The organism is Rikenella microfusus DSM 15922 (assembly GCF_000427365.1).
GTDB classification, from domain to species: Bacteria; Bacteroidota; Bacteroidia; order Bacteroidales; family Rikenellaceae; genus Rikenella; species Rikenella microfusus.
Window position 1 is genome coordinate 2,494,947 of the sequence record NZ_KE386488.1, and the last position, 17,789, is coordinate 2,512,735.

17 protein-coding genes are annotated in these 17,789 nt (G+C 56.9%); 8 read left to right on the plus strand and 9 right to left on the minus strand.

Going from position 1 to position 17,789, the window contains the following annotated elements; all coding sequences use genetic code 11:
* Positions 1–20: 20 nt before the first annotated feature.
* The gene (locus tag RIKMI_RS0111430) at positions 21–1,130 is read right to left on the minus strand and encodes a 6-bladed beta-propeller (RefSeq protein WP_169715524.1); all 1,110 of its coding nucleotides are present in this window, start codon (positions 1,128–1,130) and stop codon (positions 21–23) included.
* 545 nt (positions 1,131–1,675) lie between these two features.
* Here RIKMI_RS0111430 and RIKMI_RS0111435 point away from each other — a divergent pair.
* The 6 genes from RIKMI_RS0111435 to RIKMI_RS0111460 are packed head-to-tail and all read left to right on the plus strand — an operon-like array spanning position 1,676 to position 8,528.
* Positions 1,676–2,299, plus strand: a complete 624-nt coding sequence (locus tag RIKMI_RS0111435) for an IMPACT family protein (RefSeq protein WP_037291939.1) — start codon at positions 1,676–1,678, stop codon at positions 2,297–2,299.
* Between the two features lie 8 nt (positions 2,300–2,307).
* On the plus strand, positions 2,308–3,219 hold the full coding sequence (pyrB, locus tag RIKMI_RS0111440; RefSeq protein ID WP_027291723.1) for an aspartate carbamoyltransferase: 912 nt from the start codon (positions 2,308–2,310) through the stop codon (positions 3,217–3,219).
* A 30-nt stretch (positions 3,220–3,249) separates the two neighbouring features.
* The gene (locus RIKMI_RS0111445) at positions 3,250–3,735 is read left to right on the plus strand and encodes an aspartate carbamoyltransferase regulatory subunit (protein ID WP_037291941.1); all 486 of its coding nucleotides are present in this window, start codon (positions 3,250–3,252) and stop codon (positions 3,733–3,735) included.
* A 34-nt stretch (positions 3,736–3,769) separates the two neighbouring features.
* Positions 3,770–6,625, plus strand: coding sequence for an excinuclease ABC subunit UvrA (uvrA, locus tag RIKMI_RS0111450; RefSeq protein ID WP_027291725.1), 2,856 nt, complete (start codon positions 3,770–3,772; stop codon positions 6,623–6,625).
* Between the two features lie 7 nt (positions 6,626–6,632).
* Entirely contained in the window at positions 6,633–7,880 is a 1,248-nt protein-coding gene (locus tag RIKMI_RS0111455; protein ID WP_027291726.1) for a M16 family metallopeptidase, read from the plus strand.
* 3 nt (positions 7,881–7,883) lie between these two features.
* Positions 7,884–8,528 (plus strand): O-methyltransferase, encoded by a 645-nt coding sequence (locus RIKMI_RS0111460; protein ID WP_027291727.1) that lies wholly within the window; start codon positions 7,884–7,886, stop codon positions 8,526–8,528.
* On the opposite strand, the gene RIKMI_RS0111465 is transcribed toward RIKMI_RS0111460, so the two are convergent.
* From RIKMI_RS0111465 to rplM, 8 genes are all read right to left on the minus strand, one after another.
* Positions 8,512–9,360 (minus strand): metal ABC transporter permease, encoded by an 849-nt coding sequence (locus RIKMI_RS0111465; protein WP_037291943.1) that lies wholly within the window; start codon positions 9,358–9,360, stop codon positions 8,512–8,514. The genes RIKMI_RS0111460 and RIKMI_RS0111465 overlap by 17 nt on opposite strands.
* A 1-nt stretch (position 9,361) precedes the next feature.
* On the minus strand, positions 9,362–10,138 hold the full coding sequence (locus RIKMI_RS0111470; protein ID WP_027291729.1) for a metal ABC transporter ATP-binding protein: 777 nt from the start codon (positions 10,136–10,138) through the stop codon (positions 9,362–9,364).
* Positions 10,139–10,140: 2 nt separating this feature from the next.
* The gene (locus RIKMI_RS0111475) at positions 10,141–11,004 is read right to left on the minus strand and encodes a metal ABC transporter solute-binding protein, Zn/Mn family (RefSeq protein WP_051214525.1); all 864 of its coding nucleotides are present in this window, start codon (positions 11,002–11,004) and stop codon (positions 10,141–10,143) included.
* A 2-nt stretch (positions 11,005–11,006) separates the two neighbouring features.
* Complete coding sequence (locus RIKMI_RS0111480; RefSeq protein ID WP_027291731.1) at positions 11,007–11,495, minus strand: GAF domain-containing protein; 489 nt, start codon at positions 11,493–11,495, stop codon at positions 11,007–11,009.
* 100 nt (positions 11,496–11,595) lie between these two features.
* Positions 11,596–12,420: a translation elongation factor Ts gene (tsf, locus tag RIKMI_RS0111485; RefSeq protein ID WP_027291732.1), complete on the minus strand. Its 825-nt coding sequence runs from the start codon at positions 12,418–12,420 to the stop codon at positions 11,596–11,598.
* Between the two features lie 114 nt (positions 12,421–12,534).
* A complete protein-coding gene (gene rpsB, locus RIKMI_RS0111490; RefSeq protein ID WP_027291733.1) occupies positions 12,535–13,371 on the minus strand; it encodes a 30S ribosomal protein S2 in 837 nt (278 codons plus the stop codon).
* A 216-nt stretch (positions 13,372–13,587) separates the two neighbouring features.
* Positions 13,588–13,983 carry a 30S ribosomal protein S9 gene (rpsI, locus tag RIKMI_RS0111495; RefSeq protein ID WP_027291734.1) on the minus strand — a complete coding sequence of 132 codons (396 nt, stop codon included), beginning with the start codon at positions 13,981–13,983 and terminating at the stop codon, positions 13,588–13,590.
* On the minus strand, positions 13,983–14,438 hold the full coding sequence (rplM, locus tag RIKMI_RS0111500) for a 50S ribosomal protein L13 (RefSeq protein WP_027291735.1): 456 nt from the start codon (positions 14,436–14,438) through the stop codon (positions 13,983–13,985). Before rplM ends, rpsI begins: the two co-directional genes overlap by 1 nt.
* 195 nt (positions 14,439–14,633) lie before the next feature.
* On the opposite strand from rplM, the gene truA reads away from it, so the two are divergent.
* Together truA and RIKMI_RS14045 are read left to right on the plus strand one after the other, a co-directional pair.
* On the plus strand, positions 14,634–15,371 hold the full coding sequence (truA, locus tag RIKMI_RS0111505; protein WP_027291736.1) for a tRNA pseudouridine(38-40) synthase TruA: 738 nt from the start codon (positions 14,634–14,636) through the stop codon (positions 15,369–15,371).
* 7 nt (positions 15,372–15,378) lie between these two features.
* On the plus strand, positions 15,379–17,787 hold the full coding sequence (locus RIKMI_RS14045; protein WP_051214526.1) for a glycoside hydrolase family 95 protein: 2,409 nt from the start codon (positions 15,379–15,381) through the stop codon (positions 17,785–17,787).
* Positions 17,788–17,789 lie beyond the last annotated feature (2 nt).

Genomic DNA, 17,789 nt, shown 5'->3' on the forward strand with positions numbered 1-17,789 from the left:
GCTGGCGATCGGGAGTTTATTTATGGCTTCGTTTGTTTCTGCATTTCCGTTTGGGGAAGCTGTATTTCCAGCAAAACACAGCGTCCGCTTTCGTAAGCCTGTTTTACGGAGTCGGGAACGGCCGATTCGGATTCGCAGGGGAAATATAAGGCTTCGGTATCGAAACCGACGCAGGCCGGGTTGTTTCCGACGATCCGGCTGATGTCGTGAATTGTTCCCGATGCCGTATCGATGCAATATGTAGCCGGGGTCCTGTTCTGCGCGGTTGTTACGATCAGATAGTTCCGGTGGAAAAAGGGCGTCGTCGTCAGGTAGCGTTTGTTGCTTTTTTCCGCGAAGATGTTCTGAGGTTCTTTGAGGTCTTCGACGGATATGCTGTCCGTCCCGAAATCGATGCCGTATGTCCGGACTGCGCCGGTATTGCGGTCGATCGACGAATATCTGTCGGTCAGGAATTGGTGGAAGAAAAGGCGTTCGTTGTTTTCGATGAATGGCGATCCGTTGTAGATGTCGGGGGAGTTTTCCGTGTAACGGATTTCCTGGTGCAGGATATTCAGGGAAGTGTCCGTGTAAGTTAAGGCATATCGATATTCGGGAAGGTCGTCGTCAGAGCTGTACAAGGGGCGGTAAAAAATATATCCGGAATCCAGTACGGCCATGCCGTTCAGGTCGTTCAGCGGCAATGTGCGGGCGGAGAGCAAGCGGCCGCACGAATCGTATCGGAGCAGTTTCCCGTAACTTCCGTCGAGAATGTACACCTCTCCCCGGCGAAAGGAAATGTCGCCGAGGTCCATATATTCGTTATTCGCTTTGCCCTGATAGCTGACGGAGGAGAGGTAACGGCCTTGTTTGTCGTAGATGTTGATGGTCGCCTTGTCCCTGAGGATCATTTTATCTCCCGTAATCAGCATCTTTTCGATGGAGGAGAGGCGTCTGTTGTCGGGTTCGCCGGAGAGGATCAGGTAATTACCTGAGACTTCCCAAGAGGGATCTGCACCCTCCAGCGCCGATCGGGACAATGAATAGACTTTGGTCGGTATCTCGTATCGGCTTGCGGTCGTATCGTTTCCGGAGCGGCCGCACGCGCAAAGCAGTGTCGAAACCAGTAATAGGGGGTAAATCCGTCTCATGTGCGTCATTGGGTGTGAATCGGTGCTTATGTTCGGGGGAGATTAATGTCCGGTATGGTAACATGCCTTGTCGTTTCTGCCCTGACAATACGTGCGGTACGTCATGTGCTGGGAACAATACCGTTCTTTCCCCGGACCGTTGGTTATGGTTTTAACTGATTTTTTCAGGGTTATGGCAATGATTTCGGGCTTGCGAAATGTTTGTACGGTAAATGTAAGGATTATTATTTATGGGATTTACTATAAAAATGGGTGATTATTATTTTTCGATTACATACTTCGATATACCCGACGGTTTTCGTCGATACTTTCGCGGCTCGCGCCGGGCGGCCCTCCGGGTCTTTTGCCCGGATTTGTACTGCCTCATGCCGTCCGGCGCGGAGCCGAAACGGGATTATCGGGAAATTTGTGTAAAGTTGTATATAGTCGCCTGAAAACTTGGTCTCGGGTTGGGCGGGAAAGGGAAAGATCGTCCGGCCGGATGATTATTCCGTCTCCTTTTTGGTTATCCGCCGCCGAATGGTTATTTTTGTTCGGATTATCCGATGCGGAGCGTGATCAGCGATACCTATCTCACCATCGCGGCCCCGGCCGAGGGGCTTTACAAAGACAAAGGCAGCCGTTTTCTGGCCTTTGCTTATCCGATTTATTCCGAAAGCGACGTGAAACCGATCGTGGAGGCGTTGAAAACGAAATATTACGACGCCCGGCACCATTGTTACGCGTGGCGTCTGGGGATCGAGGCTTCCGCCGGCGGGGTGCGTTTCCGGGCCAATGACGACGGGGAGCCGGCGGGAACCGCCGGCCGGCCTATTCTGGGACAGTTGCTGTCGCGGGAGCTGACCAACCTGTTGGTGGTCGTAGTACGGTATTTCGGGGGGATCAAGCTGGGAGTACCGGGTCTGATCGCCGCCTATAAAGAGGCGACGGCGGATGCCCTGGCTTCGGCCGAGGTGGTGGAGCGGACGGAGAACCGGGAGATGACGGTCGAATTTCCCTATCCGGCGATGAACCGGGTCATGAAAGCGGTGAAGGATATGGAGCCGAGGGTGCTGGGGCAGGATTTCGATCTGTCGTGCCGGATGAGGCTCTCCGTGCGGCTGCGGGATGCGGCTGCGCTCGCGGAGCGGATCGGAGACATCGAGGGAGTCAATGTGTCATTATCATAGCGCGTATTATGAAAGAAAAACAAAGTTTGGTGTCGATCCATGACTTCACGAAGGAGGATATTCTCCGGATCATGGAACTGGCGGCCGATTTCGAGGCCAACCCCGACCAGCGGCTCCTGTACGGAAAAGTGGTCGCGTCGCTCTTTTTCGAACCCTCCACCCGGACGCGGCTCAGCTTCGAGAGCGCCATCAACCGGTTGGGGGCGAGGGTGATCGGCTTCTCGGACATGAACAATACCAGCGTGACCAAAGGGGAGACGCTGCACGATACCATCCGCGTGATTTCGAACTATTGCGACATGATCGTCATGCGGCATCCGGTCGAAGGGGCTGCGCGTTATGCCAGCGAGGTGTCCCGCGTGCCGGTGGTCAATGCCGGCGACGGAGCCAACCAGCATCCCAGCCAGACGCTGCTCGACCTCTATTCGATCCTCAAGACGCAGGGGCGTTTGGACAATATCAATATCATGATGGTGGGCGACCTGAAGTACGGCCGGACAGTGCATTCGCTCCTGGAGGCGCTGTCGCATTTCAAGGCCGAATTCACGTTCGTGTCGCCGCCCGAATTGCAGATGCCGACGGAGTATAAGATGCAGCTCTACGAACGCGGTATTTCGTATTACGAGACTTCGGACATGATGGAGCGGATGGAGATGGCCGACATCATCTATATGACCCGGGTGCAGCGCGAGCGTTTTTCGGATATTATGGAGTACGAACGGGTCAAGAACGCCTATATCCTGCATAACGACATGCTGGCGAGTACGAAACCGAATATGAAGATTCTGCATCCGTTGCCGAGGGTGAACGAAATCGCCACGGATGTGGACGACAATCCGAAAGCCTATTGGTTCCAGCAGACGGAAAACGGAGTCTATACGCGCATGGCGATCATGGCTTATCTTTTCGGTGTCAAATAATTGGAAAAATTATCTAAAGTGTTTAATGTCATGTCCGGACAAGAGGAAAATCATAAGAAAGGCATTCTCGAGGTCAGTGCCATCGAAAACGGAACGGTGATCGACCATATTCCCCCGACGAGTCTTTTCAAGGTCATCAAATTGCTGAATCTGGATCAGACGACGCATCAGGTGACGTTCGGTACCAACTTGAAAAGCAAACGGATAGGAACGAAAGCGATTATCAAGATCGCGGACAAGTATTGCGCCGACGAGGAGATCAGCTATATTTCGCTGGTGGCGCCGACGGCGCGGCTCAGTATCATTCGGGATTACGAAGTGGCGGAAAAACGTCAGATCGAGGTACCGACCTATGTCGAAGGGTTCGTCAAGTGCGGCAATCCGATGTGCGTAACCAACCACGAACCGCACGTCAAGACCCGTTTCGACGTGTTTACGCGGGGCGGGGAGCTGGCCCTGCGCTGCAAGTATTGCGAAAAGATCACCACGCAGGAACAGATCGAAATCATACGATAAGAGCCTGTCTTAGCGTTGGCATATAGTCAATCGAATGGATCGTATGGAACAATATATTCATGTCAAGGGCGCCAGGGTACATAATCTCAAAAATATAGAGATTAAGATTCCGCATAACAAGCTGGTCGTGGTGACGGGCTTGTCGGGGTCGGGAAAATCCACGCTGGCGTTCGATACGATATTCGCGGAGGGGCAGCGGAGGTATGTGGAGAGCCTGTCGGCATATGCCCGACAGTTTCTGGGAAAGATCGAAAAACCGGATGTGGATTTCATTACGGGTATCGCCCCGGCCATTGCGGTGGAACAGAAAGTCAATACGCGCAACCCGCGTTCGACAGTGGGGACGACGACCGAAATTTACGATTATCTGCGGCTGCTGTACGCCCGGATCGGAAAAACCTATTCGCCCGTAAGCGGTCGGGAGGTGAAAGCGCACACGGTGCAGGACGTGGTCGATTATGTCGCCGGATCGCAGGCCGGCAGTCGGGTCATGCTGGCGGCTCCGGTCGCTTTGCAGGAAAATCAGGGCGTGATCGAGAAGCTGACCCTGCTGATGAAGGACGGTTTCGAACGGTTGGTGTTTGCATCGGGTGAAATACGTTATACGCAGGATATTCTGCCCGAAATAGACAACCATAAGCCGGAGGAGCTGTCCGTGTTGGTCGATCGCTTCTCGGTGCCGGATGCCGCGCGGGACGACAAAGAGTGGCTGAGCCGTCTGTTCGACTCGGTACAGACCGCGTTCGATCTGGGAGACGGAAGGTGTGCTGTTATTTCGTTATCGAATGATAAAGAGTTCGGTAAGAAAGTTCATATAGAGGAATTCTCGAATAGGTTCGAGGCGGACGGTATCGTATTCCAGCGTCCGTTCGAGCACATGTTCAGCTTCAACAACCCGTTGGGGGCTTGCCCCCGGTGCGAAGGGTACGGGCGGGTGGTCGGTATCGACGAGGATCTGGTCATTCCCGACAAGTCGAAGACCGTATATGACGATGCGGTGGTCTGCTGGCGCGGAGAGACGATGAAGTGGTGGAAAGAGCAGCTCGTGATGAACGCGTCGAAGTTCGGCTTTCCGATCCATAAACCGTTCCATGAGCTGACCGAAGAACAGCGCCGGTTGTTGTGGCGGGGAAACGAGTATTTCCACGGGCTGGATGAATTTTTCGAATTTCTGGAAAAGGAGCGGTACAAGATCCAGTTCCGGGTGATGTTGTCGCGCTATACGGGCAAGACAACCTGTCCGGACTGCGGCGGTGCGCGACTCAGGCCGGAGGCTTCCTATGTGAAGGTCGGCGGACGGGCGATTACCGAACTGGTTCGGATGCCCGTGAGCGAACTGAAGGCTTTTTTCGACCGGTTGGAATTGGACGCGCACGATGCCTCGGTGGGCGGACGGGCTTTGACGGAGATCAAAAACCGGTTGCAGTATCTGGAAGATGTGGGGCTTTCGTACCTCAATCTCGACCGGTTGTCTTCCACGCTTTCCGGGGGCGAGAGCCAGCGGATCAACCTCGCTACCTCTTTGGGCAGCAGCCTGGTCGGATCGCTCTATATCCTGGACGAACCGAGCATCGGGCTGCATCCGCGGGATACGGACAGACTGATCGGCGTGCTCCGGCAGTTGCGCGATCTGGGCAATACGGTCATCGTGGTGGAACACGACGCGGAGATCATCCGGGCGGCCGACGAGGTGATCGACATCGGTCCGATGGCGGGATACCAGGGGGGCGAAGTGGTGTTCCAGGGCGCCTCCTCCGAAATGGAGAAGGCGGCCGAAGATCCGGAGAACCGCAGTATGACCGTCCGTTACATGACGGGGCGCGAAGCGATCGGCATGCCGGCCCATGTGCGGAAGACGGGCAGCTATATCGAAATCAAAGGGGCGCGGGAGCATAACCTGAAGAACATCGACGTGCGGATTCCGCTGGGCGTGATGACCTGCATCACCGGGGTGAGCGGGAGCGGAAAGTCGTCGTTGGTGAAGAATATCCTGTATCCGGCCTTGCGGCGCGAATTGACCGAGACGGGCGACCGGCCGGGCGATTTCGACGGTATGGAAGGCGATATATCCCGGATCAAAGGGGTGGAGCTGATCGACCAGAACCCGATCGGGCGTTCGCTGCGGTCGAATCCGGTAACCTACATCAAGGCTTACGATGAAATCCGTAAACTATTTGCGGAACAGCAGCTTGCGAAACAATATAAATTCGATTCATCGAGTTTTTCGTTCAATATAGCGGGAGGACGGTGCGAAGAGTGTAAGGGCGAGGGGGTGATCCGCGTCGAGATGCAGTTCATGGCCGATGTGGAGCTGGTCTGCGAGGCTTGCAACGGGAAACGCTTCAAGGACGAGGTGCTGCAGGTGAAATATCATGACAAGTCGATCTACGACGTGTTGGAGATGAGCATCGACGAGGCGATCGAATTTTTCGGCCGATATGCCGGGGAGGATAAGATCAACCTGCGTATTATCGAGAAGCTCAAGACGTTGCAGGACGTGGGGCTGGGTTACGTGAAACTGGGACAGTCCTCTTCGACGCTTTCGGGAGGCGAGAGCCAACGAGTGAAGTTGGCGTCGTTCCTGTTGAAAGAAAATTCCGCCCAGCCGTTGCTGTTTATTTTCGACGAACCGACGACGGGATTGCATTTCCACGATATCAGGAAGTTGCTGCGTTCATTCGAAGCATTGATGCAGAAAGGGCACACCATTGTCGTGGTCGAGCATAATATGGATGTGGTCAAGTGCGCCGATTGGGTCATCGACCTGGGGCCGGACGGAGGAGAGCGAGGCGGGAATCTCGTTTTTGCCGGTACGCCGAGGCAGTTGGCGTCGGCTCCTGTGAAGACGGGCAGCTATACGGCGCATTATCTGAAAGCGGTCATCGGCTGAAGATCATATGGCAGAAACTGAATTCGACTTGTTTACCCTCCCGAACGGTATCCGGTGCGTACACCGGAGGCCCCGCGGAGGCCGTGCCGCTTCGGTGGCCCATATTGCCCTCACCATAGGAGCCGGGACGCGGGACGAAGCCGCCGACCAGCACGGCGTAGCCCATTTGGTGGAGCACCTGATGTTCAAGGGGACGGCCCGCAGGTCGGCCTGGCAGGTGAACAGCCTGTTGGAAAATTCGGGCGGAGAACTCAATGCCTTCACGACGAAGGAGGAGACGGTCGTCCATGCGACGCTATTGCGTTCCGAATTTTCGAAAGGGGTTGATTTGCTTTCCGATATGGCGTTCAATTCACGTTTCGATTCCCGCGAATTGGACAAAGAGCGCGAAGTGATTATCGATGAAATCAATTCGTACAAAGATTCTCCGGCGGAGCTGATTTTCGATGAATTCGAAGAGTTGTTATTCGCCGGTTCGCCGCTGGGGCGGAACATATTGGGCAGCAAGCGGAATCTGAAACGAGCCGTTCGCGAGCAGCTGGTCGCCTATGTGCAGGGACATTACCGGCCCGAGCAGGTCGTGTTTTCGGCTTCGGTGCAAATGTCGCATCAGCGGTTCCGGGAGGTATGCGGAAAGTATCTGGGGCAGCTCGCCGTACCGGCCGGGGGAGTGCCGCAAAAGAGGACCGCTCCGCAGCGGCAGCCGAAATTCGAGATACGCCGGCATAAAAATACTTACCAGACGCACTGTCTGATCGGAGGTTACGGCTATGACCTGAACGACGAGAAGAGGGTGTTGCTGGCCTTTCTGATCCATATATTGGGAGGGCCTTCGTCCGTGTCGCGGCTCAATATGCAGCTTCGGGAAAAACATGCGCTGACTTATAATGTGGAGGCAGGCTATGTCCCGTATAGCGACAGCGGAGTCTATACGATCTACCTGGGATGCGACAGGGACAAGCTCGATCGTTCGGTCGAGTTGGTACGGGCGGAGTTGCGGAAATTGAGGGAAACGAAGCTGACGACATTGCAGTTGGCCCGGGCGAAGAAACAGTTTATCGGGCAGTTGGCCATTTCGTCCGAGAATACGGAGAATCTGATGCTGGGAATCGCCAAAAGCGTATTGGTGTACAATGCTTTCGACAGTACGGCGGAGATAGCGGCCAAGATCGGCGCCATTACCGCTGAAGAATTGCAGGAGACTGCCTGTGAAATTTTCTCCGAAGAAAATCAATATTCATTGATCTATCAATAATTTATGGCTACCGACCTGGAGCGATACATCCTCGATCATATTTCGGCGGAAGACCCCGTGCTCGCCGAACTCGACCGGCAGACCCATTTGCGGGTGATCCAGCCGCGCATGCTTTCGGGACATTTGCAGGGACGGATGCTGGAGATGTTTACGGCGATGCTCCGGCCGAAATATGTGCTCGAACTGGGGACGTTCACGGGATATTCGGCCATTGCGATGGCCCGTGGGCTGGAGCGTTCCGATGCCGTACTGCATACCGTCGAGGTGAACGACGAGTTGCAGGATTTCGCGGCCGAATACATCGTCAAAGCGGGATTGCGCGACCGCATCGTACAGCATATCGGACCGGCGTTGGAGGTGGTGCCGGGGCTGGGACTGGTATTCGATTTGGTTTTCATCGATGCGGACAAACGGGAATATCCGGCCTATTACCGTATGTTGATGGATGGCGGTCTGGTGCATCCGGGAAGCGTCATATTGGCCGATAATGTCCTGTGGAGCGGCAAGGTCGCCGAAGGCGAAGCCGCCCGCAACGACCGGCAGACGCAGGGGGTGCTGGCATTCAACCGGATGGTGCGCGACGATCCGCGGGTCGAAAAGGTGATCGTTCCGCTTCGGGACGGACTGACGGTTATCCGCGTGAAATAGCCGCTTTTTTCCTTTGTCTCTCTGCGATCCAGAGCGCGGCCCGGATGAGACCGTAAGCAACGGCGAGCACGGCTACCGCCGCCGCGCCGGAAGGGATGTTGCTCTCGTAGCTGACGTAGAGGCCGGCGAGCGTCGCCACGGCGCCTCCGATACAGGCCCATACGGTCTGTCGTTTGTAATTCCGAGTTAGCGTTCCGGCGATTACGACCGGCATCGTCAGCAGCGACATCAGCAGGACGATACCCATGGTTTTGATGTTCAGAACGATCGTAACGGCGATCAGCATCATCATCAGGTGTCCGATCCAGGTTACGGGCAATTTTTGCGAGGCCGCGAATTCACGGTCGAAAGCGGTATAGACGATGGCCCGGTAGCAGCAACCGAAAAGCAGGATCAGGAACGTATCCAGCACGCCCAGCCACAGCAGGTTCGCGCTGTCCACCAACAGGACGTTTCCGAACAGGAAGCTCATCAGGTTGGGGGCATAGCCCGGGGTGAGGAAAATGAAGATAATTCCGACGGACATACCCAAAGACCAGAGCACGCCGGTGGCGGCGTCTTCGCTGATTTTCCCTTTTCGGCTGAACGTTTCGATGCCGGCCGCGGAGCAGGCCGCGAATATCAATGCTCCGAGCAGCGGGCTGGCTCCCAGATAGTAGGCGATGCCGATGCCTCCGAACGAAGCGTGCGTGATCCCGCCGCTCAGGAAAACCAACCGCCTCGAAACGATATAGGTCCCGACGATGCCGCAGGCGATGCCCGACAGCACGGCGGCGAGCGCCGCGTTTCCCAGAAAACGGTAGCTGAATATCTCCTGTATGAATTCGATCATTTTATCGGGTCTCCTGTTTCGGCCGGTCGCAGCAGGCGCAGCCCTGGTGCTGCGACAGTACGGTATGCGGTACCGGCCCGTGTGAAATCAGTTGGATGGGGCAGTCGTACTCCCGGAGCTGTTCCGCGCTGATGATGTTCGATGGGTGGTAATGGAAACAGCGGTTGATGCAGACGATGCTTTTGACATACCGGCTGATGGTTCCCAAATCGTGGGAGACCATGACGATCGCCATCCGGCGGTTCAGTTCCGCCAGCAATTCGTAGAGTTCTTTTTCGAATTTATTGTCCACGAAAGTGGTCGGTTCGTCCAATATCAGCAGCTGCGGGTCGGCGATCAGCGCCCGGCAGAGCAGCACGCGTTGCAATTCGCCGCCGGACAGCTCCCCGACGGCCCGCCCGGCCAGTCGTCCGACGCCGATTTCGTCCAGCAGCTTTTTCGCCCGTTCCCGCTCGTTGCGGCCGTATCTTCCGAAAAGTCCTTTGCCGGAGAGCAGGCCCGACATGACGACATCCGTAACCGACAGGGGAAACGTTTTGTCGATGCTCTTGATTTGGGGCAGGTAACCCAGTCGCAGGTTCCCGCTCGCAGGTTCGATTTTTCCCGCCAGCGGAGGCAAAGCTCCGGTCAGCGTGCGGATAAAAGTGGTTTTCCCTCCACCGTTCGGTCCGATTACGCCGATATAGTCCCGGTCGCGGACGGTCAGTTCGATACCGGTTACGACCGGAGGTTCGCCCGGGTAGCCTACGGCCAGGTTCCGGATTCGGATCAGTTCCATCGTTATTCGTTCAGGATTACTTGCAGGCTGTCCGTCAGCCGGTACATGTTTTCCAGCCAGTTTTCGGCCAGCGGGTCAAATTCCACGGCCCGTCCGCCGGGCAGTTCGCGGGCGATGGTCCGTGCCGCGGCGTCGCTTGTCTGCCGCTGGAACAACACCGCCTTGATTCCCGAACGTTGCAGGGAGTCCACAAGCCGTTTCATCGTTTTGACGCTCGGTTCTTTGCCGTCGGCTTCGATGGCGATCTGGCCGAGGCCGTAATCGGCGGCGAAATAGGTGAGCGAGGTATGGCCGATGGCGAAATCGGTGCGTTTTGCTCCGGAGAGCGACCGGCGGATATACCGGTCCAAAGAGTCGATGCGTTCCGCGAACCGGTCGGCACGCCGATGGTATAAAGCGGCGGAATCCGGTCGGAGGGCGGTCCATAGATCGGCGATCCGGTGTCCCATATCGCTCACGATCGCTGGCGAAAGCCAGATGTGCGGATCGGTCCCGTGGCGGTGTCCGGAATGGTCGTGGCTGCTCCCGTTTTCCAATACGGCGATGCCTTCCGAGAGGTCCAGCATTTTCGTATCCGGCGCGATTTCTCGGATTTTGCCGGCCAGCGCCTGTTCGAAATCGATCAGTCCGGTCGAAATATAGGCGCGGGCTTCGACCAGGGCTTTGATCTGCTGTACCGTCGGTTCGTAACTTTCTGGCGAGGTGGTTTCGGGCACCAGCACTTCGATTCGCGTACCGGAGTCGGCGATCTGTTCCGCTATGTATTTGAGCGGGGCGATAGAGACGAAAACGGTCTCTTCCGCCGATTGCGGCGTATGGCCGCAACCGGCCAGCAACAAGGCCAGTATCGGGATAATTCTTTTCATCGTTACAGGAGCCGGCGGCCGATTTTCCGCATCCATTCTTCCAGACAGGCGATGTCGGTTTCGGTGAAGTCGTCCGGCCGGTCGCTGTCTATATCCAGTACCGCGGCGACGTTCCCGGCCGTATCGAATACGGGAACGACGATTTCCGACCGCGCCGAAGAGTTGCAGGCTATATGCCCGGGGAAGGCTTCCACGTCCGGTACCAGCTGGCTTTTCCGTTCTGCCCAGGCCGTACCGCAGACGCCTTTGCCGAATCCGATCCTCGTGCACGCCAACGGTCCCTGAAACGGTCCCAGTACCAGTGTATCGCCGACGACACGGTAAAATCCAGTCCAGAAAAAACCGAATGCCTGCCACAGGACGGCGGCCACGTTGGCCATATTCGCAATGGCGTCGCTTTCGCTGCCGACCAGCGCTTCCACTTGGGGTAGTAATACGGCGTAGCGTTCTTTGCGGTCGTCTGTTGCGGGAAGTATCAGCGTTTCGGCCATATTTTCAGGTATGAATGGGAAACAAAGGTAACGAAAAAAGCCTTTCTTTCCGCGGAGGGAAAGAAAGGCTTCGCGCGTGCGCCTGTCGGCGTCGTTCGGATTAGTCGTTCAGCGAGAAGCGTTTGTACGCTACTACGGTCGCTTCCGGATTGGCGTTGTGGATGAACTGCGCTACGGTCAGCTTGTTATCCTTGACCAGCGCCTGGTTCAGCAGGGTCGATTCCTTCAGGAATTTGTTCACCTTGCCTTCGGCGATCTTATCCAGCATCGCTTCCGGTTTGCCTTCGAGGCGTGCCTGTTCGCGGCCGATTTCGCGTTCCTTTTCGAGCACTTCGGCCGGGCAGTCCTCTTTGCTGATCGAGATCGGCGCCATGGCCGCGGCCTGCATGGCCACGTCGTGGGCTGTTTCGGCCGGGATTTCTGCGTTGAAACCTACCAGCGTACCCAGTTTGTTGTTCATGTGAACGTAGCTGGCACACTGCGGAGCTTCGATCTTGGCATAGTAGGCCAGTTCGATCTTTTCGCCGGTCTGACCCGATTTTTCGGTCACCATCTCCTCTACGGTCTGGCTGCCTACTTGGAGGGCTTTGAGCGCGTCGAGGTCGGCCACATCGTTTGCGACGGCGATGTCGAGCATTTCGTTCACGGTTTTGATGAACTCTTCGTTCTTGGCCACGAAGTCGGTTTCGCAAGCCAGGCAGAGCATGTATCCTTTTTTGTTGCCGTCGGTCAGGCGGGCGGCGACCACGCCTTCGGTAGCTTCGCGGTCGGCGCGTTTGCTGGCGACGAGTTTACCTTTTTCGCGGATGATGTCCTGTGCGCGGTCGAAATCGCCGTTGGCTTCGGTGAGCGCTTTTTTGCAGTCCATCATGCCTGCGCCGGTCATTTTACGTAATTTGGCTACGTCTGCGGCTTTGATTTCCATGGGTTTTTCCTTTCTGTAAGGTTATTTGTTTAAAAACGTAACGTGCCGTGAGTTTAGTATGTTTCAACGGACTCCCGGCACGTTTGCGCTATCGATTCGTTAGGCTGAAAGTCGTTATTCGGCGGCGTTTTCGGGAGCAGCTTCCGCTTCGGTTTCTGCTTCTGCGGTCTCCCCTTCGGCGGCCTTGCGGGTGCGCGGGCGTGCCTCTTTTTTAGCGGCGGTCGCACCTTTCTGAGCTTCCGACGCCTCTTTTTCTTTTTCTACCTTGCGTTCGGCCAGACCTTCCTGGATAGCTGCGGTAACGGTGTCGAGGATGACTGCGATCGATTTGGTCGCGTCGTCGTTCGCCGGGATCACGTAGTCGATATTGGTGGGGTCACAACAAGTATCAACCATGGCGAATACCGGAATGTTCAGGCGTTTGGCCTCTTTCACGGCATTGGCCTCTTTCTGTACGTCGATCACGAACAGGGCGGCCGGCAGACGGGTCAGGTCGGCGATGGAGCCGAGGTTCTTTTCGAGTTTGGCGCGCTGACGGGCGATTTGCAGCTTTTCGCGTTTGCTGAAATTGTCGAACGTGCCGTCGTTGCTGAGCTTGTCGATGGTAGCCATCTTCTTGACCGCCTTGCGGATGGTGGGGAAGTTGGTCAGCATGCCGCCCGGCCAGCGTTCGGTCACGTAAGGCATCGCTACGCCGGCTACTTTCTCGGAGACGATCTCCTTAGCCTGTTTTTTGGTAGCGACGAAAAGGACTTTGCGGCCCGATTTGGCGATCTGTTTGAGCGCGGCGGCGGCTTCGTCGAGTTTTACCGCCGTTTTATGCAGGTCGATGATGTGGATCCCGTTTTTTTCCATGAAGATATACGGGGCCATTTTGGGGTTCCACTTCCGTTTGAGGTGTCCGAAGTGTACGCCTGCCTCTAAAAGCTGATTGAAATCTGTTCTTGGCATTTTTCCGATTTTTAAAAATCTGTTTTTAACTCTTTCGTCACCCGTGGGGTAGTGCCTCGCTTGCCTCGCGCAAGGAGTGGCAGTCCGCCCGGGTTTCCCGCGGTTTATGCAACGAAGCGGTAGTACTGTATGGGTAGTCTGCGTTCGTTTGGGCTTACAGAGGAGCCGGTAACATAAACCGTGCGATGATTATGCTGCGCGTAGGGTTCGCCGGGATTAACGTTTGCTGAACTGGAAGCGTTTGCGTGCGCCCGGACGGCCCGGTTTCTTGCGTTCCACGACGCGGGCGTCGCGGGTAAGGAAACCGTTCTTTTTCAGTTCGGGGCGGAGTTCCGCATCCATTTCGATCAGGCAGCGCGAAATCCCGAGGCGTGCAGCTTCAGCCTGTCCTTTGATCCCGCCGCCGGTGAGGTTGATCTTGATATCGACGCCTTCGGTGAGGTTGGTCACCGCCAGCGGTTGTTTGACGATATATTGGAAGATCTCCAGCGGGAAGTAGTTTTCGAGCGGACGGTCGTTGATCGTGATATTGCCGCTCCCGCCTGCGGTGAGGTACACGCGTGCAACGGCTGATTTTCTGCGGCCTACGGCGTTTACAACTTCTTGACTCATTATTTGATTTCGTTTAATTTGATGGTTTTGGGGCTTTGTGCCGTATGCGGGTGCTCGGCGCCGGCATAGACTTTCAGGTTGCCGAGGATGGCCGCGCCCAGGCGGTTCTTGGGCAACATCCCTTTGACTGCTTTTTCGATGACGAAAGTCGGCTTCTTGGCCAGGTAGTCGGCCGGAGTGGCGAACCGCTGTCCGCCGGGGTAGCCGGTATGGCGCGTGTAGACCTTGCCGGTCATCTTGTTCCCCGTGAGTCTCACCTTGTCGGCGTTGATGATGATGACGTTGTCGCCGCAATCGACATGGGGAGTGTAGCTGGGTTTGTTCTTGCCGCGCAGGATTTTCGCCACCTGCGAAGCGAGCCGCCCCAGCACTGCGTCTGTCGCGTCGATCAGGTACCACTCTTTATTGGCGGTCCCGGCGTTGACAGAGATCGTTTTGTAGCTTAATGACTCCACTTTACTCGTGTTTGTTGGTTAATACTGTGTTTGTTGTGACCCATTCCCATACTTTATGGGGCGTGCAAAGGTAAGTATTTTCCGCGATTTTACAAATATTCCGTCAGTTCGGCATGTTTCCGGCAGGGGCGGCGGACATATTTGCCGAATTTTGGCTACCTTGCACTTTCCATTCACCACAGATTCGGTTTGCGTATGGCAAGGTATTTCATCGAATTGGCCTATAACGGAGCGGGTTACAACGGGTGGCAGCGGCAGCCGGACGCGCCTTCGGTACAGGAGGCGGTAGAGAAGGGAATATCCGCCCTGCTCGGCGCTCCGCACGAGATCGTGGGGGCCGGGCGTACCGATGCGGGGGTGCATGCGGCGTTCGCCGTGGCCCATTTCGACACGACTGTCGCTGCGGAGCGGGTGCTCGATCCCCGGTTCGTTTACCATTTGAATTGCGTGCTGCCGAAGGACATCGCGATCCGGAATGTCTATGCCGTGCCTGATGCGAAACACGCCCGGTTCGACGCGCGGCGCAGGGAATACAAATATTATATAACCACGGTGAAGGACCCGTTCGCGACGGGAACGGCTTGGCAGATCACGCAGCCGCTCGACTTGGATGCCATGCAGACGGCGGCCGTGTCGCTGATGCGGTACGAAGATTTCACGTCGTTCGCGAAACTGCATTCGGACAACAGGACCAACCGCTGTACGATCTTCGGAGCCAACTGGCAGGCCGACGACCGGCGTTTGGTTTTCACCATCGCCGCCGACCGGTTCCTCAGGGGAATGGTGCGGGCGGTGGTCGGCACGCTGGTGGACGTGGGGCGGGGCAAGATGACCCCGGCGCAGTTTTGCGCCGTGATCGAAAGCGAGTCGCGGTCCGAGGCGAGCGCACAGGCTCCGGCGCACGGTTTGTTCCTGACAGATGTACAATATTGATAAATGGATGAAAAAAAGGAATTTGATGCTGGTTGCCGCGGCGACGGCAGCGGCAACTGCCGTTTCTGCCGGTGCGGCCGCACCGGTGAAGCTGACGTACGATACGCCGGCGGGGGACTGGATGACGGAGGCTCTTCCGATCGGGAACGGCTATATCGGGGCGATGTTCTATGGGACGCCGATGGCGGATACGATCCAGTTTACGGAGGAGAGCCTTTGGGAGGGTGGCCCGGCGACGGGAACGACGACGAATGAGGGCGGCAACAGGGCCGATGCCTGGAAATACCTGGCTCCGGTGCGGGCGTTGCTCGATTCGGGGCGGGTGGCCGAAGCGTATGCGCTGGCGAACCGCGAACTGACCGGAAAGATCGACCGGAGCGGCGTCCGGCCGGGAGATCCCGAATTCGGCGACTACGGCGCGCAGCAGACTTTCGGGAACATCATCGTCCGGACGTTGCTTTCCGGCGCGGATACGGACACGGTTTCGGATTATGTCCGGACGCTGGATATAGGCCAGGCGGTCGGGAACGTCGCTTATCGCCGGGGCGGGGCCGATTACCGGACGGAATATTGGGCATCGTACCCGAAACGGATCGTGGCGGCGAAATATGACAATACCGCGGACGGCGGGGCGGGGTACGAAGTGTTGCTGACCACGCCGCACCGGGATGTTTCGATCCGGCGCGTGGGAAAAGATAGATTGGAGCTGACCGGGCGTTTGACGGGGAATAAACTGGGCTTCCAGGCGGTGGTGACGGTACGCACGGACGGGAAATTCGTCTCTGCGCCGAAGTCGGCTCCTGCGCTCAGGGTAGAGGGGGCGCGTTATATAGAGGTGTATCTCTCGACGGGGACGGAATACCGGAATAGTTACCCGACTTACCGGGGCGGCAATCCCGAAGCGTTGAACGAAAAGGTTCTGGCGGCGATCGATAGAGTTCCTTACGATTCGCTGAAGGCGGAACATGTGCGGGACTACCGGTCCGTGTTCGACCGCGTGTCGCTGGACCTGGGGACGAACGGGCAAGCGGAGCTGACGACGCCGGAACGGCAGCGGCAGTATGCCCAAGGGGCTTACGATCCGGCGCTGGAGGCCCTGTTTTTCCAGTGGGGGCGTTACCTGCTGATCTCCAGTTCGCGTCCGGGGACGATGCCCGCCAATTTGCAGGGCAAGTGGAACCACTCCGTCAATCCGCCGTGGGCCTGCGACTATCATATGAATATCAACCAGCAGATGATCTACTGGCCCGCGCCGCTGACGGGCATGCCGGAGGTCAATGCGCCGCTTGTGGAGTATATCCTGTCGCTGCGTGAACCGGGGCGTAAAACGGCGCGGGAATATTTCAACGCCCGCGGGTGGAGCGTGCATACGATGAATAACCCGTTGGGATTCACGGCTCCGGGCTGGGAATTCAACTGGGGCTACGCGCCCAATGCGGCTTCGTGGCTGGCGCAGCACCTGTGGGAACAGTACGCGTTTTATCCCGATTCGGCTTACTTGCGGACGGTGGCATATCCGGTGATGAAAGAGCTGGCGCATTTCTGGTTCGATTACCTGACCCTCGATCCGCGCGACGGCACGTTGGTCAGCTCTCCATCCTATTCGCCGGAACACGGGGATATTTCGGCCGGAGCGATGATGGATCAGGAGGTAGCCTGGGATTTGTTTACCAATATCCTGGAAGCCGACCTGATCCTGCCCGATACCGACCGGGCGTTCATCGACAGCGTCCGGACGGCGCGGGAACGGCTTTCGCCGCTGAAGATCGGGAAGTACGGCCAGTTGCAGGAGTGGAAAGAAGACCTGGACGATCCGCAGGACAACCACCGCCATGTCTCCCACCTGTTCGCCCTGCATCCGGGGCGGCAGATTTCGCCGCTGAACGATCCGAAGCTGGCCGAAGCCGCCCGGAAAACGCTGGTTTACCGGGGCGACGACGGAACGGGCTGGTCGCTGGCCTGGAAGATCAATTTTTGGGCGCGGCTGCTGGACGGAGACCATGCCTACAAGATGAGTCGCAGGGTTTTGAGGCCGGCCGGTTCCGCAACGAAAATGGCGACCGGAGGCGGAGCGTATTCCAATCTGTTGTGCGCGCACCCGCCGTTCCAAATGGACGGTAACATGGGGTATGTGTCCGGCGTGGCGGAAATGCTTCTCCAGTCGCACCGGGGCACGATGCAAGTCCCGGTGATCGATCTGCTGCCGGCGTTGCCCGTGGCCTGGCCGAACGGCGAAGTGCAGGGGCTGCGGGCGCGGGGCGGTTATACGGTCGGTATGGAGTGGAAGGACGGCAAGCTGGCGGAGGCGACGATCGAGGCTTCCGGGCAATCGCCGCAAAAGTTAATTCTGTCGTATCGTGAAAACATACGGGCGTTTCGAATCCGGCCCGGAGAACGAATCACTGTAAAATTCTGATA